General features: G+C 60.0%; 26 protein-coding genes and 1 tRNA gene. 18 read left to right on the forward strand and 9 right to left on the reverse strand.

Features of this window, described 5'->3' with window-relative positions:
• Positions 1-433: 433 nt before the first annotated feature.
• The 13 genes from GSQ92_RS18345 (at position 434) to GSQ92_RS18405 (ending at position 13,174) form a co-directional block, all read left to right on the forward strand.
• A complete protein-coding gene (locus GSQ92_RS18345) occupies positions 434-2,158 on the forward strand; it encodes a triacylglycerol lipase (RefSeq protein WP_254066644.1) in 1,725 nt (574 codons plus the stop codon).
• A gap of 79 nt (positions 2,159-2,237) precedes the next feature.
• Positions 2,238-3,185: a DUF4105 domain-containing protein gene (locus tag GSQ92_RS18350; protein ID WP_158803737.1), complete on the forward strand. Its 948-nt coding sequence runs from the start codon at positions 2,238-2,240 to the stop codon at positions 3,183-3,185.
• 166 nt (positions 3,186-3,351) lie between these two features.
• Positions 3,352-4,260, forward strand: coding sequence for a formylglycine-generating enzyme family protein (locus tag GSQ92_RS18355; protein WP_158803679.1), 909 nt, complete (start codon positions 3,352-3,354; stop codon positions 4,258-4,260).
• A gap of 26 nt (positions 4,261-4,286) precedes the next feature.
• Complete coding sequence (locus tag GSQ92_RS18360; protein WP_158803680.1) at positions 4,287-5,912, forward strand: arylsulfatase; 1,626 nt, start codon at positions 4,287-4,289, stop codon at positions 5,910-5,912.
• A 32-nt stretch (positions 5,913-5,944) separates the two neighbouring features.
• Entirely contained in the window at positions 5,945-6,925 is a 981-nt protein-coding gene (locus GSQ92_RS18365; protein WP_371418028.1) for an AAA family ATPase, read from the forward strand.
• A gap of 3 nt (positions 6,926-6,928) precedes the next feature.
• A complete protein-coding gene (locus GSQ92_RS18370) occupies positions 6,929-7,858 on the forward strand; it encodes a DUF58 domain-containing protein (protein WP_158803682.1) in 930 nt (309 codons plus the stop codon).
• Positions 7,855-8,340: a DUF4381 domain-containing protein gene (locus GSQ92_RS18375; protein ID WP_158803683.1), complete on the forward strand. Its 486-nt coding sequence runs from the start codon at positions 7,855-7,857 to the stop codon at positions 8,338-8,340. The genes GSQ92_RS18370 and GSQ92_RS18375 overlap by 4 nt, the downstream gene beginning before the upstream one ends.
• Complete coding sequence (locus GSQ92_RS18380; RefSeq protein ID WP_159013825.1) at positions 8,337-9,332, forward strand: VWA domain-containing protein; 996 nt, start codon at positions 8,337-8,339, stop codon at positions 9,330-9,332. Before GSQ92_RS18375 ends, GSQ92_RS18380 begins: the two co-directional genes overlap by 4 nt.
• On the forward strand, positions 9,329-10,267 hold the full coding sequence (locus tag GSQ92_RS18385) for a VWA domain-containing protein (protein ID WP_216850209.1): 939 nt from the start codon (positions 9,329-9,331) through the stop codon (positions 10,265-10,267). The genes GSQ92_RS18380 and GSQ92_RS18385 overlap by 4 nt, the downstream gene beginning before the upstream one ends.
• Before the next feature lie 41 nt (positions 10,268-10,308).
• Positions 10,309-10,920: a tetratricopeptide repeat protein gene (locus tag GSQ92_RS18390; RefSeq protein ID WP_254065705.1), complete on the forward strand. Its 612-nt coding sequence runs from the start codon at positions 10,309-10,311 to the stop codon at positions 10,918-10,920.
• Positions 10,917-12,173 (forward strand): BatD family protein, encoded by a 1,257-nt coding sequence (locus tag GSQ92_RS18395; RefSeq protein ID WP_159013826.1) that lies wholly within the window; start codon positions 10,917-10,919, stop codon positions 12,171-12,173. Before GSQ92_RS18390 ends, GSQ92_RS18395 begins: the two co-directional genes overlap by 4 nt.
• A 105-nt stretch (positions 12,174-12,278) precedes the next feature.
• Positions 12,279-12,614 carry a hypothetical protein gene (locus GSQ92_RS18400; RefSeq protein ID WP_158803687.1) on the forward strand — a complete coding sequence of 112 codons (336 nt, stop codon included), beginning with the start codon at positions 12,279-12,281 and terminating at the stop codon, positions 12,612-12,614.
• A 317-nt stretch (positions 12,615-12,931) separates the two neighbouring features.
• The gene (locus GSQ92_RS18405; RefSeq protein ID WP_158803688.1) at positions 12,932-13,174 is read left to right on the forward strand and encodes a hypothetical protein; all 243 of its coding nucleotides are present in this window, start codon (positions 12,932-12,934) and stop codon (positions 13,172-13,174) included.
• Between the two features lie 6 nt (positions 13,175-13,180).
• Here GSQ92_RS18405 and GSQ92_RS18410 read toward each other — a convergent pair whose 3' ends face one another.
• Together GSQ92_RS18410 and GSQ92_RS18415 are read right to left on the reverse strand one after the other, a co-directional pair.
• Positions 13,181-14,698 carry an MFS transporter gene (locus tag GSQ92_RS18410; protein WP_216856871.1) on the reverse strand — a complete coding sequence of 506 codons (1,518 nt, stop codon included), beginning with the start codon at positions 14,696-14,698 and terminating at the stop codon, positions 13,181-13,183.
• Positions 14,699-15,178: 480 nt separating this feature from the next.
• On the reverse strand, positions 15,179-16,201 hold the full coding sequence (locus GSQ92_RS18415) for a CorA family divalent cation transporter (protein ID WP_159013827.1): 1,023 nt from the start codon (positions 16,199-16,201) through the stop codon (positions 15,179-15,181).
• Positions 16,202-16,550: 349 nt separating this feature from the next.
• Here GSQ92_RS18415 and GSQ92_RS18420 point away from each other — a divergent pair, with 349 nt between their 5' ends.
• The gene (locus GSQ92_RS18420; RefSeq protein ID WP_159013828.1) at positions 16,551-16,814 is read left to right on the forward strand and encodes a hypothetical protein; all 264 of its coding nucleotides are present in this window, start codon (positions 16,551-16,553) and stop codon (positions 16,812-16,814) included.
• Between the two features lie 52 nt (positions 16,815-16,866).
• Here the strand turns inward: GSQ92_RS18420 and GSQ92_RS18425 are convergent, their stop codons facing one another.
• Together GSQ92_RS18425 and GSQ92_RS18430 are read right to left on the reverse strand one after the other, a co-directional pair.
• Positions 16,867-17,154: a hypothetical protein gene (locus GSQ92_RS18425; RefSeq protein WP_158803691.1), complete on the reverse strand. Its 288-nt coding sequence runs from the start codon at positions 17,152-17,154 to the stop codon at positions 16,867-16,869.
• 806 nt (positions 17,155-17,960) lie between these two features.
• Positions 17,961-18,031, reverse strand: a tRNA-OTHER gene (locus GSQ92_RS18430).
• A gap of 372 nt (positions 18,032-18,403) precedes the next feature.
• Between GSQ92_RS18430 and GSQ92_RS18435 the strand changes: the two genes are divergently transcribed.
• The gene (locus GSQ92_RS18435; RefSeq protein WP_158803692.1) at positions 18,404-18,781 is read left to right on the forward strand and encodes a hypothetical protein; all 378 of its coding nucleotides are present in this window, start codon (positions 18,404-18,406) and stop codon (positions 18,779-18,781) included.
• 149 nt (positions 18,782-18,930) lie between these two features.
• On the opposite strand, the gene GSQ92_RS18440 is transcribed toward GSQ92_RS18435, so the two are convergent.
• The 4 genes from GSQ92_RS18440 to GSQ92_RS18455 all read right to left on the reverse strand — a co-directional run bounded on the left by GSQ92_RS18440 (position 18,931) and on the right by GSQ92_RS18455 (position 21,544).
• Positions 18,931-19,176 carry a hypothetical protein gene (locus GSQ92_RS18440; RefSeq protein ID WP_159013829.1) on the reverse strand — a complete coding sequence of 82 codons (246 nt, stop codon included), beginning with the start codon at positions 19,174-19,176 and terminating at the stop codon, positions 18,931-18,933.
• A gap of 223 nt (positions 19,177-19,399) precedes the next feature.
• Positions 19,400-20,110 (reverse strand): M24 family metallopeptidase, encoded by a 711-nt coding sequence (locus GSQ92_RS18445; protein WP_159013830.1) that lies wholly within the window; start codon positions 20,108-20,110, stop codon positions 19,400-19,402.
• 19 nt (positions 20,111-20,129) lie between these two features.
• A complete protein-coding gene (locus GSQ92_RS18450; RefSeq protein ID WP_159013831.1) occupies positions 20,130-21,134 on the reverse strand; it encodes an ABC transporter substrate-binding protein in 1,005 nt (334 codons plus the stop codon).
• Positions 21,135-21,271: 137 nt separating this feature from the next.
• Positions 21,272-21,544 (reverse strand): hypothetical protein, encoded by a 273-nt coding sequence (locus GSQ92_RS18455; RefSeq protein ID WP_254065706.1) that lies wholly within the window; start codon positions 21,542-21,544, stop codon positions 21,272-21,274.
• Positions 21,545-21,780: 236 nt separating this feature from the next.
• Between GSQ92_RS18455 and GSQ92_RS18460 the strand changes: the two genes are divergently transcribed.
• The 3 genes from GSQ92_RS18460 (at position 21,781) to GSQ92_RS18470 (ending at position 24,309) form a co-directional block, all read left to right on the forward strand.
• Complete coding sequence (locus GSQ92_RS18460) at positions 21,781-22,236, forward strand: DUF2934 domain-containing protein (protein WP_158803697.1); 456 nt, start codon at positions 21,781-21,783, stop codon at positions 22,234-22,236.
• A gap of 399 nt (positions 22,237-22,635) precedes the next feature.
• Complete coding sequence (locus GSQ92_RS18465; RefSeq protein ID WP_371418023.1) at positions 22,636-23,190, forward strand: fasciclin domain-containing protein; 555 nt, start codon at positions 22,636-22,638, stop codon at positions 23,188-23,190.
• Between the two features lie 318 nt (positions 23,191-23,508).
• Positions 23,509-24,309: a hypothetical protein gene (locus GSQ92_RS18470; protein WP_158803699.1), complete on the forward strand. Its 801-nt coding sequence runs from the start codon at positions 23,509-23,511 to the stop codon at positions 24,307-24,309.
• 25 nt (positions 24,310-24,334) lie between these two features.
• On the opposite strand, the gene GSQ92_RS18475 is transcribed toward GSQ92_RS18470, so the two are convergent.
• The gene (locus tag GSQ92_RS18475; RefSeq protein ID WP_158803700.1) at positions 24,335-25,546 is read right to left on the reverse strand and encodes an MFS transporter; all 1,212 of its coding nucleotides are present in this window, start codon (positions 25,544-25,546) and stop codon (positions 24,335-24,337) included.
• Positions 25,547-25,640: the final 94 nt, after the last annotated feature.

Raw genomic sequence — 25,640 nt, forward strand, 5'->3', positions numbered from 1 at the left:
AACAGCCGCGCGCAACCTATAGATCAACTACTCTGATGGTTTGACTGACCGCATGATTGTAAATTGACAACCAGGGCGATGCGGCGCCATCATCATCATGGCTGCAGAAGTAATAAATAATGTGGGTGAGAAGATTAGTAGAGAAGAGAATATTTGAAGGAAATCTCGCGTGGAGGGCCGGCGAAAGCAGCTGATAGCAGAATATGCGCTTAGTATGCGCTTATTTGATTCCTCACTTCCACGATATTTAATTCGTCGATACTTCGCAGTGCCGCCTTCGATCTGGTCAAGCCTTTCTAAGGCTGCCTCTCGATACTATGTAGTTGCGGTCGTCTTCTTGTTCGCCGGCTGTAGCGCACCCCTCGGCGTTCACAGGCTTACACTCATCGAGAGCTATAAGCAGCTCAATCGAAGCGCGCTATCCGGCACCACGTTGAGTGACTCCACCTTGATTGTGCTCCGGCGGCAGGGCCTGCTGAAGGCATGGAATACCGATCCAGCCGCCACCATCGCCCGCCTCCGCGCCGAGGTCGTGGGTCAGCCCGGTCGTTGGGCGGACCTCTTCGCATTGGCTGAGCTGAGCTATTTTGAAGGCGAAGCGCATGGGTCACGTGACGAGTTTCTCGCTGCGGCCCTCTACGCTTACGCATATCTTGCCCCCGGTGCGGCGGAGGCTGATCAACCGAGCCCGTATGACGAACGCTTCCGTCAGGCTTGTGACATCTACAATCTCGGCCTCACTGCGGCCTTCGGCCCGGCCGACAAACGCCCTGTCCAAATCATTCCGCAGCGCCGAACCCTGCCTTTTGGCGCGATCGATGTGGCGGTAGACCAAAAACAGCTTCAGTGGCACGGTCACGAACTGGCGAGCTTCGTGCCGACGGCGACCCTGGCCGTTTCCGGGCTGCAGAACATCTACCGTGACCCCGGCCTCGGGGAGCCCATGGCGGCTCTTCCGAAAGGCGGTGCGATTTCGTCCAAAGGTTTCCAGGTTGCTCCTCGGCTGCGGATTCCGACCAATATGATGTTGGTCCTCGATGATCCCCGCCGCCAAATCGCGCAGTCAGAGCTGCAGGGACGACTGGTCGTCAGCACCATTCTCGACCAGCCTGATGTCCAACTTGGACAAGAGACGGTTCCCCTGGAATACGACCAGACCGCCGCCCGCGCGGTCAGCATGGTGGAGGCGGCGGCGTGGCAAAAGGAATATAGCGGTTTCCTGAATGGGCGACTGTTCGAGCGGGCGCCGACACAGCTCGTGGCAATCGAGCCGCATGAGTTCGGCCGCATGCCCGTCATCCTGATACACGGTACCGCCTCCAGCCCATTCCGCTGGACAGATATGGTCAACGATCTGCTCGAGGTTCCGGCGATCCGCGACCATTTCGAGTTCTGGCTGTTCTCCTATGCGAGTGGCAATCCGATCCCCTATTCGGCAATTCAGCTCAGAGCATCGATCCAGCAGGCGCTAGCCCAGCTCGGCGGCGTTCAGGCGGATCCGGCGCTTGGTCGAATCACCCTCATTGGCCATAGCCAGGGTGGTTTGCTCGCGAAGATGCTGGTCATCAACCCGGGCGACGATCTATGGAACCGTATTTCAAAGAGACCGCTGTCGTCACTTAAGCTCACTCCCAAATCGCGTAAGCTTCTGCGGGAAACGCTGTTCCCGAAGCCGGTGCCCGAAATACAGCGCGTAATTTTCATCGCTACACCGCAGCGCGGAAGCTATGTCGCGGCATTCTCCATCACCCATCTCATCGGTCGGTTGGTGACGCTTCCCTTGGCCGTCTCCGAGGCCAGCAAGGAACTGGTCACTGGAAACGGTGCAAATGTCATCCTAGGTCAGAGCGTTCTGAGACTCGGCAGTGTCTACGGCATGTCGCCGAACAGCCCATTTATCAGGTCTCTGTCAGCGATTCCCGTCGCGCCCGGGGTCCACGTGCATTCGATCATTCCAGTCGCGACCTCCGGCCCTCTCGCCGAGGGAAGCGATGGAGTTGTCCGGTATTCCAGCGCCCATATCGCAGGCGTGGATTCTGAACTCGTGGTTCACTCGAGCCACTCGACCCAATCCAACCCGGCCACAATCGCCGAGGTTCAGCGCATTTTGTTGCTACAACTGGCGGCCTCGCCGGCCTCGGTCGCCGCGGCGCCCTGATCGGGTGCGAAGGGTGAAAGGCCATGATCGGCCAAGAAACTTCGGTTCGCGTTTGGCGCGTGGCGCTTCCCGATGCGTGATGGTTGCCACCGCGCTGTTCGGTGCTGGCGCATTCTATTACTCGACGATTGAGCCTGATTGGCTGCGAGTGATGCTGGCCGCCCTATTCGTCGTCGTGATCGGCTTAACGCTTCTGATGCGGCCGCTCAGATTCGGTTTGATGGCGTGGGGGACTGCGACACTCGCCCTAGCGATCTGGTATGCTGACGACCGGCCGCTGAACATCCGGGACTGGGCACCAGAATACGCCGTTCTCGCTACTGCGTCCCGCGACGGGCGGACAGTTCACGTCAACCACGTTCGTGATTTTCGGTATCGTTCGGAGAGCGACTACACACCGTCCTACTATGACGCCGCTTATGCGCTGGATGACCTGAAAACCGTTGACCTCGTCACCTCCTATTGGGGCGGTGACGCCATAGCACATGTCTTTCTGAGTTTTGGTTTCAAAGACGGTCGTCATCTCGCCTTTTCCATTGAGACGCGACGACAAAAGCGGTTCGCATATTCGACGATCGCGGGTTTCTTCCATCATTTCGAGCTGTTCTATGTGGTGGCGGATGAGCGTGACCTAATCGGGGTCCGCACCGACATCCGGCACGAAAGGGTCTATCTCTACCGCCTGAACATCTCTTCCGATTCCCGAGAGCGGCTGTTCCTGAGCTATATCGCCCAGGTGCAGAAGCTGGCTGTCGAGCCTGAGTGGTACAATACGATCACCGACAACTGCACCACCGGCATATTAGCGCGTGCTGACGCGACCACACGGGTGCGATACGATTGGCGTATCCTGCTGAGCGGTTACGCAGCCCAGCTTGCCTACGCCCACGGGCTGCTGAACGACCAGCCCAGCTTCCCGGTCCTGCGGCAGGAGAGCCTGATTCGACGACCCCGAGCCTCCTCAATCGACGACCGCTACTCCGAGGAAATTCGGTCAAATTTGCCTCTGGCTGACGCCAAGCCATGACAGCCACCCGCGAGCATGTCATTGAGGTTCGTGTTGGAGCGGTCCGCGAAAGGCGTCCGATGACGGGCCGGAGAACACAGTGCTGAACGAGCAGCGGGCGCTGCCAAAATTGGAGCCGGAGAAGTAGATGTCCGCAGCGGAAACAATGAACGCGCACGCTCCTGGGATGAAAACGATTCCAGGCGGTTCGTTCGTCATGGGGTCCGACCGGCATTACCCCGAAGAGGCTCCGGCCCATCGGGCGCGCGTCGAGAGCTTTCTGATGGACAGCCACCTTGTTACGAACCGGCTGTTTGGCGCGTTCGTCATGGCTACGAAATATGTGACTGTCGCCGAGCGTCCCCTCGATCCTGAGGCTTTTCCGGATATCCCCAAATCTCGGCTTGCGCCCGGCTCGCTGGTTTTCCACAAGCCCAAACAGCCTGTTCCGACAACAGACACCCGCAAGTGGTGGAGTTGGAAGGCCGGAGCCTATTGGCGTCATCCCGAGGGTCGTGGCAGTTCGGTCGCCGCGCGCTTGGATCATCCCGTGGTTCATATCGCTTTCGAGGATGCCGAGGCCTACGCGGCCTGGGCAGGAAAATCGCTCCCGACCGAAGCGGAATGGGAGTTCGCGGCCCGCGGTGGCTTGGAGGGCGCTGAGTTCGTATGGGGCGACGAGTTCGCTCCTGATGGTCGCCCGATGGCGAATACCTGGCAGGGGATTTTCCCCTCGGAAAATCTCCTTCTCGATGGATTTGAAGGAACCTCGCCCGTGGGTGCCTTTTCCGCAAACGGTTACGGTCTCTTCGACATGGCTGGGAACGTTTGGGAATGGACCGTTGACTGGTATTCGGATCGGCATACCGAGGACGCCGCGAAGCCGTGTTGCGTCCCGCTCAACCCGCGAGGCGGCAGCGCGGAAGCGAGTCTCGACAAGCGTCAACCGAGTGTTGCCGTTCCGCGCAAAGTCGTGAAGGGTGGTTCTTTTCTCTGCGCACCGAACTACTGTCGGCGCTACCGGCCCGCCGCGCGTCACGCACAAATGATTGATAGCGGCATGAGTCATGTCGGTTTCCGCTGTATTTCTAGGTAAATGAGATTTTGGAAGGAACTGCCACTATGGCCGAAGAAAAAAAAGAACCGGGCCTCCTTAATCGCAGGGCAGTGTTATTGGCGGGGAGCTCGATTGTCGCGGCCAACGCGCTGTTGCCTGCCGCTCAAGCCCAGACAACAGCAGCATCTTCTTCGACCGGCGCGGTGGGAAGTGGCGGCGGAAAGAAACCCAATATCGTCGTCATCTACGGAGATGACATCGGGATTACCAATTTGAGTTGCTATTCCTTCGGGATGATGGGTTACAAAACGCCGAACATTGACCGTATTGCCAATGAAGGTCTGAAATTCACTGACTACTACAGCGAGCAGAGCTGCACAGCCGGGCGGTCAGCCTTTATCACTGGCCAGAGTGTGTTTCGAACAGGCCTCTCCAAGGTCGGCATCCCTGGCTCGAACATTGGTCTCAGCACGAAGGACCCGACGATCGCCGAACTGCTGAAGCCCCTTGGCTACTCGACCGGGCAGTTCGGGAAAAATCATCTCGGCGACAAGGATGAGTTCCTGCCGACGAATCACGGCTTCGATGAGTTCTACGGCAATCTCTATCACCTGAATGCGGAGGAAGATCCGGAGCAGCCGGACTATCCGAAAGATCCGGCATTCCGTCGGCGCTTCGGTCCGCGAGGTGTCATTCATTCCTTCGCTGATGGCCGTATCGAGGATACGGGACCGCTGACGAGGAAGCGCATGGAAACGATCGATGACGACATCGCGGCGCGATCCGCGGATTTTATCGACCGCCAAGTCAAGGCCAATAAGCCGTTCTTCATGTGGGTGTGCTTCACCCATATGCATCTTCGCACACATGCGAAGCCGTCGAGCGCTGGCCAAGCAGGCCCGGACCAAAGTATCTACCATGACGTGATGATCGATCATGACAAGAACGTGGGCACGGTGCTGGACAAGATCGACGCGCTTGGAATCGGCAACGATACCATCGTCGTTTACTCCACCGACAACGGACCGCACGCGAATTCTTGGCCGGATGCGGCGACTACACCTTTCCGAAGCGAGAAAGACACAAACTGGGAGGGCGCCTTTCGCGTTCCCGCCGTTGTGCGTTGGCCCGGGAAGATCAAACCGGGCAGCGTGTCCATCGATATCTTCCATGCGATGGACTGGATGCCGACGTTCCTGGCTGCCGCAGGTGAGTCAGACATCAAGGACAAGCTGCTCGCAGGTTATACGATTGGCGACCGAAGCTATAAGGTTCATCTCGATGGCTACAATCAGCTGCCATATCTCACTGGGCAGGCCGCGCAGAGCGCCAGGAGCGAATTTTTCTACTTCTCGGATGACGGAGACCTTATGTGCCTGCGAACCGGCAACTGGAAGTTCGTCTTCGCTGAACAGCGGTCACCGGGTACTTTGGAGGTCTGGGCTGAGCCGCTGACGATGTTACGCATTCCCAAGATCTTCAATCTACGCACCGACCCCTTTGAGCGAGCGGACGTGGACTCCAATACCTATTGGGACTGGTATTTGGATCATGCGTTCTTCATTATGGAGGCGCAGGACCTCACGGCCAAGTTTATTGCCAGTTTCAAAGATTACCCGCCAAGGCAGAAGGCTGCATCATTCTCGATCGACCAGATCCTGGCGAATATGCAATCGGCGTCGTCCGACTGAGTTGCTCCTTTTAATAGCTAGGAGCGCCAGTCATCACTGACACCCTCTCGCCGCGAGATGCCATTGCGGAGCTGCAACAGCGCGTCCACCGCGATGTCATTGGTCAGCGGCGTATGGTGGCTCGGCTGGTGATGGCGCTCCTCGCAAATGGCAACGTGCTTATCGAGGGGCTGCCTGGACTGGCGAAGACGCGCGCCGTGAAAAGTCTCGCTCGTGCTTTGGAGTCCGATTTCTCCAGGGTGCAGTTTACACCTGATCTTCTGCCGTCAGACGTGACGGGTGGAGAAATCTACCGCGACGAGGGTGGTCACGGCAGCTTCGAGTTCCGCAAGGGACCGATCTTCGGGAATCTGATTCTGGCCGACGAGATCAATCGGGCCCCCGCGAAAGTGCAGTCTGCCCTGTTGGAGGCGATGGAGGAGCGGCAGGTCACCGTCGGGGGCACGCGGCACAAATTGCCGGACCTGTTCATGGTTCTCGCGACGCAGAATCCTATTGAGCAGGAAGGCACATACCCGTTGCCGGAAGCGCAGATGGACCGCTTTCTCATGCATATCAAGGTCGGCTATCCGAGCGCTCTGGAAGAGGTCGAAGTGATGCGGTTGGTCCGGGGCGAAACTGCCCATGCGGCAAAGGCGCCCGAGATTCCCTTGGCTCAAAGCTATGTCTTCGCGGCACGGACGAAAATCGCTGCCATCAAGTCGTCCGAGATTATCGAGAATTACATCGTGGCGCTTATCCGGGCGACGAGGACGCCAAAGGATTTCGGTGAGAAACTGCCGCGCTGGATCGCCCTGGGCGCGAGTCCGCGCGGATCCCTGGCGCTCGATCAATGCTCCCGCGTTTCTGCCTGGCTGGACGGTCGGGATTATGTCATTCCGGAAGATGTGCAAGCCGTTGTGCCGGAATGTCTGCGCCACCGATTGTCCTTGAGTTACGACGCGACGGCCGATGGTGTGACCGCTGATATCGTCATCGAGGAACTGCTCCGCCAAGTGGCCGTCGCGGTCTGACAGATGCAACCCGATTGCGCAGGCGTCTATCTTACGCTGCGTGACATGGTTCGCTTGCGGGGGCAGGCGAGCGGCTTCAGTCTTCTCCCTCGGCAACCTCCGGGCAGTGTGCTCGTCGGCCGCCATGCCTCGGCCCTGCGCGGACGCGGCCTGAACTTCGAGGAACTGCGAAGCTACCAGGACGGCGACGACGTCCGCATGATCGATTGGTTAGCCACCGCCCGCCAGCGCTCGCCGCGTATTCGTGTCTATACCGAGGAGCGGGACCGTGCGGTGATTCTGATTGTTGATCAGCGTCGCTCGATGTTTTTCGGCAGTCAGCTTGCGATGAAATCCGTGGTGGCGGCGACAGCAGCGGCACTGGCAGCCTGGCGCGTGCATGCGGTCGGTGACCGGATCTCGGCGGTCGTCTTCAACGATGAAACGGCAGTCCTCGTCCCGCCACTGCGAGGGCTGGCCGCGGTCGAGCGTGTCCTGGGTGAAATCGCTCGCAAGAATGGTGAACTCGACGCGCGGGGCGGGCAGAATAATCCGGCTATGCTCAACGAAGCTTTGAGCAAGGTGGCTAGGATCGCCAAGCATGATTGCCTGGTCGTGATTTTGTCCGATGCCTATGGGGCCGGCGAGGAAACAAGAAAACTCGTGAGCGACATGAGCGTTCACAACGATGTCGTTGCCGCCTTCATCTATGATCCGGTTGAGGAAAACCTCCCGGAGATCGGGGAGGTCGTTCTCGCTGAGGGCGATTTGCGGCTCGGAGTGGATACCAGGTCGGGGCGCTTGCGCGAGCGCTACGCGCGGAACTTTGCCGAGCGGCGCGAGAGGGTAGCGGCCTTCGGCAGACACCGCGCTATCCCGATCTTGCCGCTCCGGACTGACCGTGACGTTGCAAGCCAGATCCGCGCCGCGCTTGCGCCTGGCATTCGGAAATGAGGAACGATCTAGCCAGCCTAAGTAATCTTCGAGACCTTGCGCTGCCGCAGCCGGTTGCGTGGTGGCCGGTGCAACCCGGTTGGTGGATCATCTTCGCAGGGTTGCTGGGGATGGCCGCTTTCGGCGGCTTCAAAGGACTGCGGGCCTACCGTGCCGATGCCTATAGACGGATGGCGTTAGTAGAACTCAAGGAATTGCGGCGTCGCCCGCCGGGCGCCCTGGCGCCCGTTCTTGCAGCACTCATCAAGCGAACGGCTTTGGCGGCCTTCCCACGCGATCAAGTCGCAGCCCTAACCGGCGACGAGTGGCTTAAGTTCCTTGATCGAACCAGCCGCCGCAATGTCTTTTCCGGTGACACCGGCTCGGCTCTCCTGCGCGCCAGTGTAGATCCCAAGCGTGTGCTTTCGGAGGACGAAGCCAAGCAGGCATTTGCGGCGGCCGGTTATTGGATCCGCCGACATCGGTGCGGTCGAATGCCATGATCGTTTTCGCGGATCCGTGGCTCGGACTCGTGCTGCCACTTCCGCTGTTGGTGTGGTGGCTCGTGCCGCCCCGCGCCGAAGCCCAGGCGGGCGTGAGAGTTCCCTTCCTCCGCTCCGTGGCAGCCCTCAGCGGACAAACACCTCGCGCCACTGGCGTCATTGCGCGACGCGGCTTTTGGGGGATGTCTCTTCTCGTGCTTTGCTGGGCATTGGTCTTGATCGCGCTCATGCGCCCCCAGCGGATTGAGCCGCCGCTGCGACATGATCAGCCCACCCGGGACCTGCTGCTCCTCGTCGACCTTTCGGCGTCGATGGATACGAAGGATTTCACAAATGCCGCCGGGCAAACCGTGGATCGGGTCACTGCGGTCAAAGAGGTCCTCAAAGAGTTTCTCGGCAAACGGCAATGGGATCGTGTTGGTATCGTGGTTTTCGGGACCACGCCTTTCCCGCTTGTGCCATTTACCTCAGACCTCACTCTTGTGCGCGAGCTGTTGGACGAGATGCAGGCGGGTATGGCCGGGCCGCGCACCGCATTGGGCGATGCGATAGGTCTCGGCATCGGGCTCTTCGCGAAGAGTTCCATGAAGCACAAGACGATGGTCGCTTTGACCGATGGCAATGACACGGCAAGCCACGTGCTGCCGGGTGATGCGGCGCGTATCGCGCGGGATCGCGGCATCACAATCCACACCGTCGCGATTGGAGATCCGCTTGCCATCGGCGAAGACATGCTCGACGAACCTGTACTTCAGGATGTGGCGCAAGCGACGGGAGGCGGTTTCTACCGAGCCTTGGATCGCAAGCAACTCGATCAGATCTACACGCGGCTCGATCAGGTCGAAACGCACGAGGTCGAGACGGTTTTGGCTCGGCCTCGCGTTGACCTCTACTGGTGGCCTTTGGCGGCCTTGCTGATCGTCACCCTAGTTGGCCAAGGGGCGCGCCTCATTCCCTGGTCCAATTTGCGTATGGCGCGCGCGGCGGCATGAGCGGCGCTATTGTCTTTTTCGAAGCGTTCCACTTCCTACGCCCCTTCTGGCTGGTAACCCTACTGCCTGCGCTGGGGGTGTGGTGGTCCTTTCGTCATCGCGCCGACGGAATCCAAGCTTGGCGCCGCGTCATCGCACCGGAGCTGCTGGTTCACCTCATCGCGCCTGGCACGAAGAAAGTCTGGTTGCGACCAATCGATGTGCTGCTGATTACCTGGCTTGTCGGCATCGTCGCCGTGGCGGGACCGGCCTGGACGCTCGCGCCGCCGCCTTTCGCGGAAGACTCCCCGCCGGTCATGATCGTGCTGAAGGTGACGCCTTCGATGTCGAATCACGATCTTCCTCCGAACCGTCTGGAAAGGGCGCAGGAAAAGATTGCCGACTTGCTGAGGCTTCAGCCGAGCCAAGCAGCTGGTTTAATTGCCTATGCGGGTTCGTCTCATCTCGTCTTGCCGCCCACGCATGACGCCAGCATCGTGGTTAGCATGGCGCAGGCACTGGCGCCCGATATCATGCCTAAACCGGGTGACAATCTCGCCGGCGCCATCGAACTCGCGAGCAAGGTTCTAGCCGATGGCGAAAACGGTGGCTCCATCCTGGTTTTGGCCGATGACGTGGCGCCAGGACAGATCGCGAAGCTGCAAGCGTCCGAGCAGGGCAGGGTGCCAGTCAGCTTGCTGGCTATGGTGCCGCGAAACCAGGAAACCGGTCCCGCGCTTCGCCTCGCGGCTCGCGCGATGAAGGCGCGCCTGATGGTGGCGACGGTTGATGCCTCGGATGTGGCGGCGATCGGCAAAAGACTCGCGACGACGGGCTATATCGTCTCTCGACCAAGGGAAGCGCGGCGGTGGCGCGATATGGGATGGTATCTTGTGCCGCTGCTGGCAATCGTCGTGCTGCTTTGGTTCCGGCGCGGTTGGGTCGTGGCAGGATGAGACGGGAGTTTCGCATTTGGGCGCCGCGACATGCGCCGCTTATGATTGTTGCCGCGACCATCATTGTTCTGCTGACGGCAATGCCCTTTGCCGGAGAATGGCGGGACTTGTGGGCCACACCGGACCAATGGGGCGCCTGGCGGCTGACGCGGGGCGAGAATGCCGCCGCGGCCGGCGCATTCCTCGATCCGGTTTGGCGCGGAGTTGCCCTCATGCGCGCCGGGCGGTTTCAGCAAGCCGCCGATAGTTTCGCGCAGTCTGACAGCGCGACGGCTCGCTATGATCGTGGCAACGCTTTGGTGATGCTAGGCCAGTATCCGGATGCTGTCGCCGAATACGACAAGGCCCTGGCGCTTCGCCCCGGCTGGCCGGATGCCTCGGCAAACCGGCACCTGGCCCAGCTACGCGCGGAGAGCTTTGCTAAGCTGCAAGGCGAGCCGGCGGATGAAGCGCACGCGCCCACGGACGAGGCTTACCGCTCTAACCGCAAGCGGGAAGCGCAAGAGAAGTCCGACGCTGTCGCGGCAGACGCCATGAGCGATGATGCAATTCGTTTCCTCTGGCTGCGCCGCGTGGAGACGAAGCCGGGTGATTTTCTGCGAGCGCGGTTCGGCTATCAATTGGCGCATTCTGCGCCGGAAGCTGCGCCATGAGGGGGCCGAGGCTTCTCCTCTTCCTGACCCTCGCCCTGACACCCTTGGCCGCGGTTGCACAGGATCGCATTCTGGTGCGCACGGAACTCGATCCGAGGGCCGTCGTTGTCGGCCAGCAAGCGCGGCTGTTAGTGGATGTCTATTTCCTGAACGACATGCCCCACCCGCCAAGGGTCGGGGTTCCGGCCATGGGGGGCGCCCAGGTTTTCCGCTTCGAGAGTCAGGCCACGACGGTGAGCCGACAGATTGGCGGAAGCAGTTATGTCGGCCAAAGATTCGAGTTTGACGTTTATCCTCGTCGGGCAGGGATTTTAACCGTTCCTCCGGTGGCAGTGACGCTGCTGGGCCAGGGTGGCGCGACGACGGGCACCGTGATCGGTTCCGGTCAGCAGCTTTTGGCCAAACTACCGGCGGGGTTCGACGCGTCTCAGCCTGTCATCGCCTCCCCGGAGGTGACGCTGCGGCAGCGCTGGAGTTCTTCCGCAACGAAGGGCCGGATCGGCGATGCCGTGACCCGCACAGTCACCCGCACCGCTGCAGCGGTGCCGGGCTCATCCTTCGGTGACATCCTCGCCCCGGTGCCGCAAGGAGTAATGGCTTACCTCGATCCGCCCATTATCGACGACCGGATCGAGCGCGGCGAGGTTACCGGTATTCGCACAGACCGCGTGACCTACGTCTTCCAGCAGTCCGGGAACCAGGCTCTACCCGGCATTTCCCAGAAGTGGTGGAATGTCGACGACGGTCGTGCGGAAACGCTCGAACGTCCGGGCTTGTCCGTAGCGATTTTGGAGGGAGAGCCTGCGCCAAGCCCCAAGGGTGGCCGAGCGCTGGGACCAAAGACGATCCTGGTTCTTGCTATCGCGCTATGTCTGGCGCTTCTGGAACTGGTCATTGTCCTGTGGCGCTTCAGGCGGGCAAAATTGCTGTCGGACCCCTCACGCAGTGAAGAAGGAGCCTTCCGGCAGCTCCGAAAGCAATGCCGTCTCGGCAAAGCTCTGGAGGCTTATAGGGCTTGGAGGATTTGGAGAGACTACCGACCAGCTTCTGACTTGAACGCCGCCATCCGCTCAAGTGTCACAGAGCTTGAAAGCGCGGTCTTTGGACACACTGTTTGGACACGCTCGGCGGCAATGCGGCTGGAATTTGCTGTGCATGACGTGAGGATTAGTCGCGGGGCGCGAGGAAGGCGATTGCCCGGGCGGCGCAGATTGCCAAGCCTCAATCCGATTGAGGGCAAAGAAGCCATTTGAAACGGATCCGGGGGCAGGGACGGAGTTTTACGACCTCGGATTCCGACGATTCAGATTGCGTGACGAGTGCTGGGTAACTCCGATTCAGAGACTGGAGACTTAGCCATGACGAATTACAATTGGGGCCGACGGCTTTACCGCGTTATCCCGCCAGCCAATCCGAAATTCATCACCCTCGATGGGAGGATGATCGATGGGAGCGCTGGTTATGCCGATGTCTCCGTCGCCGACGTCTTCCAATTGACCTCACATGGTTGGATGAAGGTCATGGAATCCGGGCCGACCTCCGCGCGGCCTCAACCTGGCCCGGCCTGTGATATTCCCGGATTCATTGTTATCGTCACTGTGGGACAGCCCTATTACGATACGACGCTGGGGCGAGCGGTGTATTGGAACGCCGCAAAGTTCGCCTGGGTTGACGAAACAAACAATGTTGTCTGAACGCGCATATTGCGCGAAACCTGGCGATAATGTCGGACATAAGACCGAGTTGCTGCTAGCTTCGAGTGTCAGCGGGCCGGGGCACCTAATCCAATCGAACGATGCGTTGGACGACATTATCGCCCAGCTTAGTCTTCGATGATCGGGTCAGCAGCAACACCTAACGTGGCTCCCATACTTTTGGATTGAAGACCCCCGCTGGCGCCGCCAGAGAGCAGAGGGGCGTCTTTTCCTGTTCATCACCGTAGTCGCGCTTAAGCCGATCAACGTGCGCTTTGCGGGAGCAATTGCTCGAGCCGGCCGACGAAGGAGACAGAATGACAGCCAACCACAAGCCTCAGCACGACTATGTCATAGAGGCCATCAACGACCTTCTCGCCGACGAAGAGGCAGAGGTTTTGGCACCGGCTCAAAACCACCACCGCGGCGCGCGCCAAACGCCGCTCTATTCCGACGGACAGCTAGCGCTGCCGCGCTCCGGCTTCCCCGCCGAGTTCTCCCCCACAGAGACGGGGAGAGTGATCTCAATCCGCGAGGCCCCGCGCCAGGGGCGCCGCTAGTCGCGGTCAGACCTGCGGCTGGACGCGCGAGACGTCTTCGAGCGTGCCACGCGTTTCGATGCGAAATATCCAGGTGACGACGGCACCGGCCAGCGACGAGATGATCAGCAGGACCAGCAACATCTGCGTTCCGATGCCCTTGAGGAGAAAGGGAAAGAGGAAAGCCGTTGCGACGGCGCCGATCTTGGCGAAGGACGCGGCAAAACCCGCGCCATAACCGCGGATATGCGTGGGGAACACCTCGCCGGCGAGCAGATAGGTCTGCGCGTTCGGACCCATATTGGTCATGAAGTTGAACAGCATGAAGCCGGCGAAAAGCAGCGTCATCTGGGCGGTGCCGGCCATATCCTGCGACAAGGCGGCCAATCCCAAACCGACGGCGCAGCCGATAAATCCGATGATCTGCAGGCGAATACGTCCGGCGCGTTCGACGAGGAGAATCGCCACCAGCACGCCAACGACCAGCAGAACGTCGAGGAGTGCCGTACCTTTCGCGGAAAGCTGGACTTTCGTGACAAGGCCGCTGACGGACTGAGCGGTTCCCGCGCTTCCAATGGTCGCGGCAAGGATCACGGGCGTAAAAATTCCGATGCCGTAGGTCGAAAGGTCCTGCAGGAACCAAGGAAGAGACGCGAGAAAAGTCGCACGGCGATGCGGCGCATTGTCGAACAATACCGAAAGACCACGCGCCGGCTCGATTCTTTTTCCCTCCCCTTCGTGGTGATGAGGGTCAATGAGTTCGACGAGCTTGGGGTATTGCGGCTCGCGCCTGAGCAGTTTGTGGGTCTCGGTCGCGGCCTCGGCCATGCGGCCGCGCGACACCAGCCAATGTGCACTGTCGCAAACGAAGAAGCGCCCGATGACCACGAGAATGGCGGGGAGAATGGCGGCGGCGAACATATACCGCCAGGCGTCTACTGCAGGGTAGATGGACAGGATGAGAACGCCGAGCCCGGCGCCGCAAATGGCGCCGACGGCCTGGAACGCGAAAGCGCCGAGAACGAGGCCGCCCCGGCCACGGCTCGGGACGCTTTCTGAAATAACGACATGAGCGGTCGGGTAGTCGCAACCGAGCGCCATGCCTATTCCGAAGAGGCATATCGCAAGCCAAATGAAGCTCTGAGCGAAGGTCAATGCGATCAGGAAAACAGCAAAGATCGCCATCTCCGCGATGAACATCCGTTTCCGGCCGAACACATCCGCGAGGCCGCCGAGGAGCGTCGCCCCGATCAGGATGCCAAAAAGCGCGGCCGCGGTGACCACGCTGTTTTGCGCGGCGCCTAAGCCAAAAGACCGGTCGATGAGCGGCAGCGCCACGCCCGTCATGAATACGACCAGCCCCTCGAAGAACTTGCCCGCAATGGCCAAGCTCCAGATGCGCCACTGCATCCTGGTCATCGGCAGCTTGGTGAGCTGCGTGCCGTCGGACCAAATGGGAATTTCGTCGATGTATTGTTGCACGGTCTTGCCCGCGACGATCTTGCCCGCCTGGGTTCTCGACGGCTTCGCGCTGATTTCGTTCATCGTGAACCTTTTAGGCTGAAAACATCTGGGACCTCATGTTACGCCGGACGCTTGCCGCGGCCCGCGACAGAACGGTGAAATTTAATCCGGCCGTCCCGGCGTCGGGGCGGATTTCGGCTTTGACCAACTAACGCCGCCGTGCGACCATCCTTTGAGAATGCGTATTCGGGCGTCTGCCGCGCACTTGGCGGCAGCGCTGCGAGGTGTTGCGGTCGCGGAGGGATCAATGCCCTACGAGTATCCAGCGCAAGCCGGTACCGTTCGAATTGTTATGCGAAAACGATACTGGGTTTTCGAGTTCTCAGGCACGCATTGCGGCCACTGGCGTACGGCCGATGAGGCTGCCGCGAGCGTCGCCCGCCATCGCACGGGAAGCGCGAAATGGGACCGGGAGCCCGAGGAGGTGCCGGACGACCTTCTTGATTGGAGGCCTCTCGGCGAGTCCATCTGAACAGAGTCCAGATACCGCCGATCGCGGTTCTAGAACATCTTCATTCGCCGAAGAACGAAAAGAAGGCCGATAACAGAAAAGACCATGACGCCGATCGTGCATAGGAAGCCGAAGGGCGTGTGCGTGAACGGCAAACCATCGACATTCATACCGAAAATGCCAGAGATCAAGGTCGGCGGAAGCAAGACAGCCGAGATGATGGAGAGCAGCATGAGGCGCTTGTTCGTCATTTCGGTCTGCCGCGAATTCAACTCGTCCTGCAACGCTCGAGCTCGCTCTTGCAAGGCGACGAGGTCGGCACAAACACTGTCCACCCGGTGAGCAACCTGAGCGCTATCCTCCGCCGCATCCTCGGTGAACCAATCCGGACGTTCGGCGAGCAGGCTGTGAAGCATGAAGCGGAGCGGCGTGGCCTGGCGATGGAGCTGCACGGCTTTACGTCGGACCGAACCCAGAGACTCGAAATCGCCGCTGTCGCGCTCATCCAGCAGGCCGTCCTCGACCTCGTCCAATTGGCCCACCATGCGTACCGATGCCGCCCCCAGGGCGCCGGCAAAGCTGTGGATGATGCCGTTGAAGAGATGCAGTACATCGGGGAAGCGTCGACCCGACAGAATGGCATTGTGCAATTCCGCCATGGTCTGCAGGGGGCTCCGTCGGGCGGAGATGAAAGCGTGGGGTGCCATGCAGAAGCGCCAGGATAACATGCGCCGAGGGTCGAGTTCATCCGCGCGCTCGAAGTCCATGACGACGCCGGCAATGACTTGACCGTAGGTTTCCATTCTCTGCCGGTCGTCGACGCCGAGTAGCAACTCGCGTGCCTCATCGGGAATATGCGCAAGATTTGCGAGAGCCTTGCGGGCGCGGCCGTCGATCAGATCGAAGTGTAGCCAGACCCAGCTTTCCTGGCGTTCCAACTCAAGCATTGCGGCGGCGCCGTCCAGTGGATCGGCGCGGCCATCATCATTGAAACGGTAGCCCCAGACTAGCCCGTCCACCGGCGGCAACAGGGGAGCGGCGGTTACGCTGGCCAATGTGCTTACCCCCGGCATACCGACCTCTCCATTCCACCCGGCACGGCATCCCCCCGGACATGGACACTCCGATATGCGCCTTTGTCATGTTCGGCTTCGCCAGGCAATGCGACGCACTATGCGGTGCCTGCCCGTCGCGACGCCGCCGACGACGGCGGTTTCCCGGAAGCAGAGACAATTTGTAACCAAAAGGAGTTCCAGCGGCGCGGGATCCGCCGCGCACATCGCCGCCGCGCAGGGCGGTTATGCTGAGGTCACCGCCAGCGAGCCTGCAGCTTAGCGACGATATGGAATATATTGACGAGGTGAGGGTAAAAATATGCAATCACCGAAGAGACTGATTATCTGCGGCTTAGCAGCGCTTGTTGTGGCCTCTCCCGTCGCCGCCATGGCGCAGATTGAGAATTCCTACAAGCCGCTGGTGACGAGCCCGCCAGGGCCACAAGACCCGGCGCATTTCAACATGGGCAATCCAGGAGCGCCAGCCATCACACCGCCGGCGTTTTCCAACAGTAACCAGTCGGCTCCGCCCATTAATGGCGGCTCGTTGACGACGGCGCCGTCGCCGCCGCCCATGCCGTTTCCGCCCCCCGGCACCCCTGGCGGCTTCCAGAGCGCGGCGCCGAAATAGCGGCTCCTCCGCGCCAGGGGCGGGGCACCGGCATCCTGGGTGCCTTACCGGCTCACTGTACTTGGGTCCCCTCTGGCCTGGGTGCGGGATCGAGCCCTCTGCTCTTGAGGAAGTCGTACAACTCGAGCGCCAAAACCTGGGCGCTTGTCGTCGGCAGCACAATGCGACCGACCACGACGCGCTTATTCGGGATCCCCTCATCGTCCCAGGATGCCCTGAGGGACGACAAGGTCAGGGTCACATTGCCATGGGCGAGGGTGAAGCCACTCACCTCGGTGGCGTAGAGTTCCACCCCATGCAGGTCGTCGACGATGACTGGCCGGTGTCTCTCATCTGCCATTGCGCGCTCCTTCACACTACCCGGTAGAGGGTGTCGTGTTATGGAAGCCCTAGCAAGCTTGCGCGAGACCTGGTCGCCTGACCCGGAAGGCAAAGGGCCCAACGGCGCGGACAACCGTCGCGGAAAGCGTTCGTCAGCCGAGGCTGGGCCTTGAAGCGTGCGAATACGTCGTGTGCGGAGACGGTTGCCGATCCCGGGAAGAAGCCGGAGTGGCGATGGATGGCGTCAGTGACGTGGATTCCCCGCGAGGGCTTGGCGCCGAGGGGGTTGATCGATCAGCCGGGCGTCTGTCTTCGATGACCTCGGAGGGCTCGGGCTCCCTGAACAAATAGGTTTGAGCGGGCGGCAGAGCTTTGGGGTCGACATGCTGGACCAGGCTTAGCGAGCTTTCCTCGAGCGAAATCGCAGGCCGCTGAGTCTTCATCCAGCTCTGAATGAGAGAGCACAAATCCTGAGCCTGCTGAGCATCTATTCCCAGGTAGAGCGGCAGAGCGAGCGCCTCGTCTTGTCGTTTTGGCCAAAGCGTCAAAACGAACCGTCTTGGTCCTGGGATGGTTGTCAACCGGTCAGCTTTCTTCACGACGCCCGTTCCCGTTCGAATGAGGCGATCCCGTGACGGATTTGGGGTCGGGTCGCCTAAACTTACCTGAACCTACGCCGGCTCTTCGCGGTTCGCTGCTCGGCTCTTGTAATTACGAAACGATCTCAAACGACGGATCGTCATGCTACTCGTGGCTTAGTCAGCGAACTCAGCCTACCTCTGGGGTTCAGCGCTTCGATTGCCGGGCAATCGTTGCCGGCGACGGCGCGGGCTACCGGAATCGAACCGGTGTCGTTGGTCGAGATGACCGCCGCAGGACCACTTTGCCAAACCCGCTTAGCCGCCGATGGAAGGTCTGCCGCCCTTTCTGGCCTACAGGAGAGCTGCGTCGTGCGCTCACCTGCCCCTCGCACCTAGCGGATCTCGGGGGAGAAAGAAATCAGACTTGGGGATCTCATACTAACGACTCACCCACTTACCCACCTCATCAATCAAACGGGGCGATTGTCGCGCCGGAAAGGCAGAGCCGCCGCAAAGACGATAGGTTGCCAAAGCTGATACAAAACCGGTGCGCTGCTGCTAGATCGCGCGCAACCTTACGCCTCTGTTGAAAATGTCGTTCCTATCAGTTCGTCTGCGGATCGCATATTGTGCGGAGCGCGGACCTCAACACAAAATGAGGTCGGTCAAGTTGACACAGGAGGGTCTTTGAACGTGCAAATATTCCGGACGACGCGTAGCCGTGTCGCAATCCCTTTGTTTGCTGGGTTAATTGCGGCTGCGATTTCTGGGCAAGAGGCTAGCGCACAGCCTGCCACGGGTTCAGGCGCGGGCATGTTCGGGATAGGAAAACAGACTTGCTCGACGGCGTTGCAAAGTCACTATGCGGCTCTATCGGTCGGCTGGGCGCTTGGCTATTTCAGTGCAATCAATGTCGTCAACGCCAGAAACCACGCGGTCGGTCGAAGCGTCGGCGACAAAGGTATTCTGGAACGAGTGAAACAGGAATGCGAAACGAATTCCTCCGAAGCTTTCGCTCTCGCCATATCAAAGGTCTACGACCAGCTTGAGAAGGCGGGGCAGTAGGCGCAAAACTACCGCGGGTACCAGCGATGGCGGCGAGCCTCCATCGCGGAAGGCAGCCGCCGAAGCTGATCGGCGCGAGACGGCGCTGGCTGGCGGCTGATGAGGTCGCCACAGCACACATCCCGGCCGGTCAAACCGGCAACCGATGCTTAGTAACGATAGCCGTAGCCATAGCCGTGGTGGTGCCAGTGATGGTGCCAATCGTGCCAGTGGGCGCGCCAGTAATAGTGGTGCGGATAATGGCGCCAGTAGACCTTCTCTATCGCCGCATTGGAATGCGGTGCGGCGGCCTCGATCGCCTCGCCATTCGGGGAAAGGATGGCAGCGGTCGCAGGCTTTGCTTGAACTGTGACAGCAAGCAGGCCGCCGATAGCCAGTGCCGCAAGGAGACGCATAACGGTTTCCTCTCAATGTGGAAATACGAATGTCGTCTCAAGATATGGCCACAAAACTCTCAATCAGCGGCGAAAACATGGCTGGCTTACTCTTTGTCTTCACGAAATCTGGCGCGGGCGGCGACGATTGCGCCGCTACAGGAAATTTACTGACCGCGAGGAATATCGATATCTGAGATACCTATGGCACGGTCGTCGCCTGAGCACCGCTTGTGGCGGCGCGTTAAAGTATTTGCAGTCGATCGCTTTCATCGAAGAGGTAGACTTCTTCGAATTTGAACGCGAGAGTCGAGCGTGGACGCGCGATATGCGGCTCAAACGTGAAGAGGGGCACGCTGTCCAACCGCTCACCGCATTTGGCATCCATGAAGGCGCGCCGTCGCACATCACCGCCGATGCTGTGACCGAAATTCCCTAGGAAATCGAGGTTTTCATAACCGCGCCGGGCAAGTTCATCGGCGATGATACTGTGCAATTCGCGAAACGTCATCATTGGCTTCGCCGTCTCGCGCAACAATGCGTGCAGTGCGGCCTCTGTTGCCATGCCCTCCGCCTGCTCGGCGCCGGCCGCTTGCGCGTCCACCAGCTCGCCGTTTCGCAGGAAATAGCTGCGTGCACAATCGCCCCAGTAGCCATCGACCTCGGGGGCGAGGTCGATCGTAACCATGTCATCGGCACGAAGTGGCACGTCGCGGGGAAGGTAGACATCCCCTTCGACCGATGCGCGTAGCGCGTCCCCCGCAAGAATATACGCCGGCGTGCCGTACCACCAATAAGCGGTGGCGCCTGCCTCATCCATCAGCTTGCGGCAGGCCGCGCCCAGGCTCGCCTCTGTCGCGCCAGGCCGGATCTGGGCACGAATTGCCTTAAGGACGTCACGCGCCAAAGCCTGGGACCGCTTGTAGGCAGCGAGGTCAGCAGCTGAAAGCATCATCCTACGTCCACATCGTTGCTCACGGCGCTTTCGGCAGATCGGCGGGGATATAGGCATTGCTATAGTAGGTGGCGGCCGGCTTCACCTCAGGAATTTGACCAATGCCCTTGATGGCCTCGGCAAGGTCGACCCATTGCTTGTCGTCCTGAACAAAGTAACCTTGCGGGCCCGCGAGGCCAGACAGTGTCTCCTTCCAGCCAATCACTGCGTAGTTTGAGCTGCCGGAGGCGGGATACGCTTTCTGGAACAGTGCTGCCGCTTCCTCAGGATGCTGCGTGCTCCATACTGTGGCTTCCGCCGTCGCGGCGAGGAAGGCGCGGGCGGCATCCGCGTTCTTTTCCAGCCAGGCCGGGCTCGCCGTGTAGGCCCAAACCGGAATATTGGGCACACCGATGGCATCACCGCAGGCGAGCGTCGGCTGCTTGTGGATATTATCCTGAATCTCAGCGACGCCGTAAGAAGCAACGTTGGTTGCGACATCGAGCTTCTTCGACAGCAGAAGCGGAATATCGTCATCCTGGACGATGATCTGGTGCACGTCATTCTCGCTAAGACCTGCTTTGCGAAGCACGAATCCCATCATCACGCGCGTCCAAGAATCAGTGAAGATGCCGATCGATTTGCCACGCAGCGCCGATATCTCTACGGGTTCGCCGGGTCGCCCTATGAGGCACCATGTATTATGCTGAACGAAATTCGCGATCGAGATGACGGGCACGCCCTGATTGGCGGCGAAGATGAGGTCGGTCGTCGCCTCGAAGCCGATATCGGCTTTGCCAGTCGCCAGCATTCGCGCGGTCGTTTGCGCATCAGGCGGGAACAATGCCTCCACCTTCAGCCCATGCTTCTCATAGAAGCCCTTCTGCATCCCCACAGCCACGGGAACCATCCCGAAATCGGGTACGGGCCAGTCGTAGACGAAGCGGAGGGTCGTCACTGTCGCGGCTTCCGCGGTTCCTCGAATGAAGCTGGCAAGCGCGAGGGCCGCAACACCTAGGCAAAAGAAGAGCGCTCTCGGCTTCATCTGTCTCTCCCGTTCTTCTCGATCCAGAACCGAAGGTTACAGATCGGCCAACGTGGCGCAAGCCGTTACGTGGTTGCGGATCGCGGCCAGAGTGTTGAGCCGGTTATCCAGCCTTTGACCCTGCGCGATCGCGATGGTCAGGCAATTTTACTCAACTCATCCAAATTCACCTGTCCGTTCTGGCTGGTGAACGACAATGAACGTTCAGCGCTATCCTGCTGCGATACGCCGCTGATGCGATGATCTCCACTGTCATAGGTCGCGAGTTCGCCGGCTTGCTCGATCAGAAGGCGTTGCTTTTGCGGGAAGAAGGCATAGCGCATGCCGTTCTGCGATCCACTGGCCGAGGGTTGGCCGAGAGCTTCTGGCCACCACGTCTCGCCGCCCGCCATGGGCTTCATCGGCTTCATAGGTTCCATCGCCGGCTTCTCCTCTAACGCGTGAAAGCGGTGACCGCCGTAGATTTGGGGCCGCCCGTCAATTTGTAGTGGTGGGCAACGCACCAACCCGTGAACACCCCGGAGGTGGGCAGGACTTCACTTCTTTCGTGAAGAGACGGTTCGCCTTGAGGCTTTCACCCCATGCACTCTAAGCTGGTTCGCTGACCGAACGGGCGGCTTCCCCACAACAGAAGAAGGGTTTTTCAATGGCAGAGAAGTTGGTTGACGTGTTGAAACAGGATGTGACGGTTCTCCATACGTTTCCAGTCACAATTGGGGACGCCGAGAGCGAAGTTGCGGACACCGATTTTCAAGCAAAGGCCACTCAGGCTGCGGCTCACGCGCAGTTGGTTCCCGAGTGTGACTTCGGAGAGCTTACGACCCGGATGCATGTAAGCCGGGGCGGACCTTTGAAGCCTTATGGTGACGACCGCGACTTGCTGATCGAAACCAAGCAGAGTCTTGAGCAGGGGGTTCGCGAGCACGCTTACCTTCTATGGGAGCAGGACGGTTCCCCCGCAGGGCGCGCGGACGACTACTGGCACCAGGCGTATGAACAGCACATTCGCGAGCGCGCCTATGTTCTGTGGCGGCAGGAAGGCTGCCCGCAAGGACGAGCGGAGGAATACTGGCACCGGACACTGAATTTCGAACGAGATTGATATGCCTCCGGGACGGACGGTCGCCGGTTGTCGTTCCGGTACGAGTTGATAGGGGCATCTCCCGATGCGGAAAGTTGCAGTGTCTGTGCATCCAATCTTGTGCCTCCCGAGTAGCTGATGGCGATGTGAGCCGGAAGAAGTATTTCGGAGTGAGCACCCCCTAGGGTACTCACTCCTTCTTCGGTTGCTCCGGCGATTTGCCCGCGCTCCGATTGGCGAAGTGGGGCGTGTCCAGCAAACACCATCAAGCATTGTCGAGATTTTCGCCGCCCCCGCAAAATCTCACCGCACGACTGCATCCAACTTTGTGACTCATTGCGACTATGTGTGCGGCCGACGTGGTCGCGACAGTGAAGGAATTTTGCCATGAGCAGAACAATTCGGTTAGCAGTCTTCGCCGTGGGCGCCGCGCTCGTAGCGCCCGTCGCAATCTCAATGGCGCATGCGCAATCATCCATGATGGCGCCGAATACCGTGTCGGTTGGCGGTATGGCGATGTATCCGAGCAAAACGATCGTCGCCAACGCGGTGAATTCACAGGATCATACGACACTCGTGGCCGCGGTGAAGGCGGCGGGCCTTGCCGGTGCGCTCAGCGGTGCCGGGCCGTTCACAGTATTCGCGCCGACCAACGAAGCCTTCGCCGATCTTCCGGCGGGGACGGTCGATTCACTTGTGAAACCCGAGAACAAGGCGACACTGACCAAGATTCTCACCTATCACGTCGTTCCCGGTGACTACAACACCACCAAAATCCGGAGCATGATTCTGGCTGGTGGCGGAAAGACAGAATTGAAAAGCCTTGAAGGCGGGACACTGACATTCATGATGAATGGCTCCAGCAATATCATCGTTGAAGACGAAAAGGGCGGCATGGCGGATATCACAATCGCCGATGTCGGCCAATCCAACGGTGTTATTCAAGTTATCGACAAGGTTTTGATGCCCGGCTGAGAGTGGTGGGGAGAAATGCTTCGCACGAAGCATCCCTTGGCGTCCCGTCTCGCTAGGTCTAGCAGGCCCCGCGCGCCACTGACGCGATCACTTTAGGGGCTGCGTGACGCTCGAAGATATAAACGGAATGGTTGAGTGCTTTCACCAATGCGGACGCCCCGGCGCTTATAGCCGTGGGCGTCTTGCTGACCGATGAAGCCCTCTGTCGAGGGGTACTAGTCAGCCGACCGTGCGAGTGACACCATAGCCCGCAGCGACTGGCGAGGGGGCCCGCCCTTCTGATCCCATGTTCTCTCGACCGCTCGCAATGGAGGTGACGTGGAGGTTGTTGCGCGTGAGGATGGGCGGTTTGAGTATCAGGAGCAGGTCTACGCCCTCGCCGAAGGTTTTCCTCAATTCGGATTGCCTGGCTGGAGTCTGCCTCTACGCATCAAGAATATCGCCCTGTATCGCCACTACGCCACCTATGGATCCATGGAGGGCGATTTGCGCCCTCCGGTTTCCGAGCCCCGCCTGGGCGGCGTCGCGGAGATCGACGGATGGATCAACCGCGTCGGAGTCCTGGGCCAGCCCAAAACGGAAACGACCGAGTTTTCGGTTTCTATTTACTCATACGACGGGGCAAAGCTTGGGACGTCCGATTGGGATCGGCGCGCTCGTAAATCCTGGCCGGTATCGGTTTTGCGACTGACCGAGCCGCATGAGGAAATCCTGCCCTGGAGTCTCACCGCCTACCTGCCCCGGCAAGTCTTCGAAAAGATCGCCGACGCGGTCTCCACCAGACGTCTTGAACGGTTGCGGCTGGAGACGAGGGTCGAAGGCTTTTACGTTCTCGACGTCGAGCGCCCGAATGGCCAGGGGGAAGGATGGGCGGCCTATCTCCCGCCCGCGGATGAGGAGGGTCAAGCGGCGGTCCTCCATGGTTACATCTCGGACTTGACCGTCGACGAGAGCCGCCTGGACCTGAAGCTGGACGATGGAGGCCCCTCCGTGCCGACCTCCGAACCCACCCCAGCCCCGGCGGCTCTACCAGGGCGAGCGCGGGTAAGAGTGACGCAGAGTATATTCTGGGCTCTCGTCGGACTGGTTATTGGCGTTGGCATCGATTTGATCCGCTAGAGGCTGCTAGGGTCCGGGCCGGATTTCAGGCTATGGCTGGCTGTCGCCGCTCCCACACCAGAAAGCAACAAAGCGCGGTGAGAGGCGGCACCGCGCCCAGCAAAGCCACCAGCGGCCATCCTCCATATGCGAAGGCGAAGGGCGCCACGGCTGAGCCGACTGCCGCTCCCAGGAATGCCACAGCTATGAACATCGCATTGATTCGGCTGCGCTGGGCCGGCGCTAGATCGAATAAGACTTTCATCGCGAAGGCTTGGTGAGCCTGGGCTCCGCCGTCCAGCAATATCGTCGCAATGCTCAGGGTGAGAATGCCGATCCAGCCATCGGAGGCCGAGCCTGGCCAAGTCAGGAGAATGCCGGCCGACACCATCATCAAGGCGATAGCGGTTCCTGTGAACACTTTGCCCGCATCAGCGAGACGCCCCGCGATGGGCGCCGACAGCGCACCCGCCGCGCCGACAAGAGAAAAGAGCGCGATGCCGGGCTGCCCAAAGCCAAAATGCGGCGATGATAGCTCCAGAGGAATAGCTGTCCACAACACCGAGAATGCGAACATCACCGATGTCTGATACACCATGCGCCGACGTAAGACGGGCGTATTTCTCACCAATGGGAACAGGGACCTCAATACACCGAGATAGTTGTTGCGCGTTTGTGGGTGATGGTCGGGCAGGCGACGCCAAAGTACGATGGCAATGCTCGCCATCGCAAAAGCCGCGACAATGAAAACCATTCGCCAGCCGATGGCGCTCGCGATGAGGCTGGCGATAGGGCGGCCGAACAGGATTCCCGTCAGTAACCCACTCACAATCGTCGCGACCTGACGCCCGCGTTTTTTTGGGTCCGCGAGATGAGCGGCGAGGGGCACTGCCATATGCGTCGTGACCGAAGTCAGCCCGATAATGAAGCAAGCAATCAGGAAAAGCGGCGCAGATCGAGCGAAGGATGTGAGCAGAAGCGTGGTCGCGCCAAGACTCAGCGTGACGACCATCAGCCTTCGAATCTCAAGAAAATCTCCCAGCGGCACGACTAGAAGCAAGCCGCTGGCATAGCCGATTTGCGTGAGGGTCACGACTAGCCCGAAGGCCCCTCGGTGAAGGCCGATAGCCGGGCCGATAAGGCCGATCAAAGGCTGTGCAAGATACATGTTCGCCGCGCTGATGCCGGCGGTCACGGCAAGGAGCAGGGTCAGGCCCGCGGAAAGACCTGAAGCTTTTCGATCGGCGGACGGTTGCATTGCGGAACTATCTCGGGGCCGAGAGAGTGGATGTCAACGGCTGGGGAAATTCCGCCGAGTTTTCCGTGAATCATAATTGTCGCCCAATCAGGCA

Source organism: Acidisoma sp. S159, from assembly GCF_009766125.1.
GTDB lineage: Bacteria > Pseudomonadota > Alphaproteobacteria > Acetobacterales > Acetobacteraceae > Acidisoma.

Excerpts from the sequence above, each read along its gene's own strand:
- GSQ92_RS18350 (WP_158803737.1), top strand. The coding sequence starts at position 2,238 with ATGGTTGCCACCGCGCTGTTCGGTGCTGGCGCATTCTATTACTCGACG.
- GSQ92_RS18355 (WP_158803679.1), top strand. The coding sequence starts at position 3,352 with ATGAAAACGATTCCAGGCGGTTCGTTCGTCATGGGGTCCGACCGGCAT.
- GSQ92_RS18360 (WP_158803680.1), top strand. The coding sequence starts at position 4,287 with ATGGCCGAAGAAAAAAAAGAACCGGGCCTCCTTAATCGCAGGGCAGTG.
- GSQ92_RS18370 (WP_158803682.1), top strand. The coding sequence starts at position 6,929 with ATGCAACCCGATTGCGCAGGCGTCTATCTTACGCTGCGTGACATGGTT.
- GSQ92_RS18375 (WP_158803683.1), top strand. The coding sequence starts at position 7,855 with ATGAGGAACGATCTAGCCAGCCTAAGTAATCTTCGAGACCTTGCGCTG.
- GSQ92_RS18380 (WP_159013825.1), top strand. The coding sequence starts at position 8,337 with ATGATCGTTTTCGCGGATCCGTGGCTCGGACTCGTGCTGCCACTTCCG.
- GSQ92_RS18385 (WP_216850209.1), top strand. The coding sequence starts at position 9,329 with ATGAGCGGCGCTATTGTCTTTTTCGAAGCGTTCCACTTCCTACGCCCC.
- GSQ92_RS18390 (WP_254065705.1), top strand. The coding sequence starts at position 10,309 with ATGATTGTTGCCGCGACCATCATTGTTCTGCTGACGGCAATGCCCTTT.
- GSQ92_RS18395 (WP_159013826.1), top strand. The coding sequence starts at position 10,917 with ATGAGGGGGCCGAGGCTTCTCCTCTTCCTGACCCTCGCCCTGACACCC.
- GSQ92_RS18400 (WP_158803687.1), top strand. The coding sequence starts at position 12,279 with ATGACGAATTACAATTGGGGCCGACGGCTTTACCGCGTTATCCCGCCA.
- GSQ92_RS18405 (WP_158803688.1), top strand. The coding sequence starts at position 12,932 with ATGACAGCCAACCACAAGCCTCAGCACGACTATGTCATAGAGGCCATC.
- GSQ92_RS18410 (WP_216856871.1), bottom strand. The coding sequence starts at position 14,698 with ATGAACGAAATCAGCGCGAAGCCGTCGAGAACCCAGGCGGGCAAGATC.
- GSQ92_RS18415 (WP_159013827.1), bottom strand. The coding sequence starts at position 16,201 with ATGCCGGGGGTAAGCACATTGGCCAGCGTAACCGCCGCTCCCCTGTTG.
- GSQ92_RS18425 (WP_158803691.1), bottom strand. The coding sequence starts at position 17,154 with ATGGCAGATGAGAGACACCGGCCAGTCATCGTCGACGACCTGCATGGG.
- GSQ92_RS18440 (WP_159013829.1), bottom strand. The coding sequence starts at position 19,176 with ATGCGTCTCCTTGCGGCACTGGCTATCGGCGGCCTGCTTGCTGTCACA.
- GSQ92_RS18445 (WP_159013830.1), bottom strand. The coding sequence starts at position 20,110 with ATGATGCTTTCAGCTGCTGACCTCGCTGCCTACAAGCGGTCCCAGGCT.
- GSQ92_RS18450 (WP_159013831.1), bottom strand. The coding sequence starts at position 21,134 with ATGAAGCCGAGAGCGCTCTTCTTTTGCCTAGGTGTTGCGGCCCTCGCG.
- GSQ92_RS18455 (WP_254065706.1), bottom strand. The coding sequence starts at position 21,544 with ATGAAGCCGATGAAGCCCATGGCGGGCGGCGAGACGTGGTGGCCAGAA.
- GSQ92_RS18460 (WP_158803697.1), top strand. The coding sequence starts at position 21,781 with ATGGCAGAGAAGTTGGTTGACGTGTTGAAACAGGATGTGACGGTTCTC.
- GSQ92_RS18475 (WP_158803700.1), bottom strand. The coding sequence starts at position 25,546 with ATGCAACCGTCCGCCGATCGAAAAGCTTCAGGTCTTTCCGCGGGCCTG.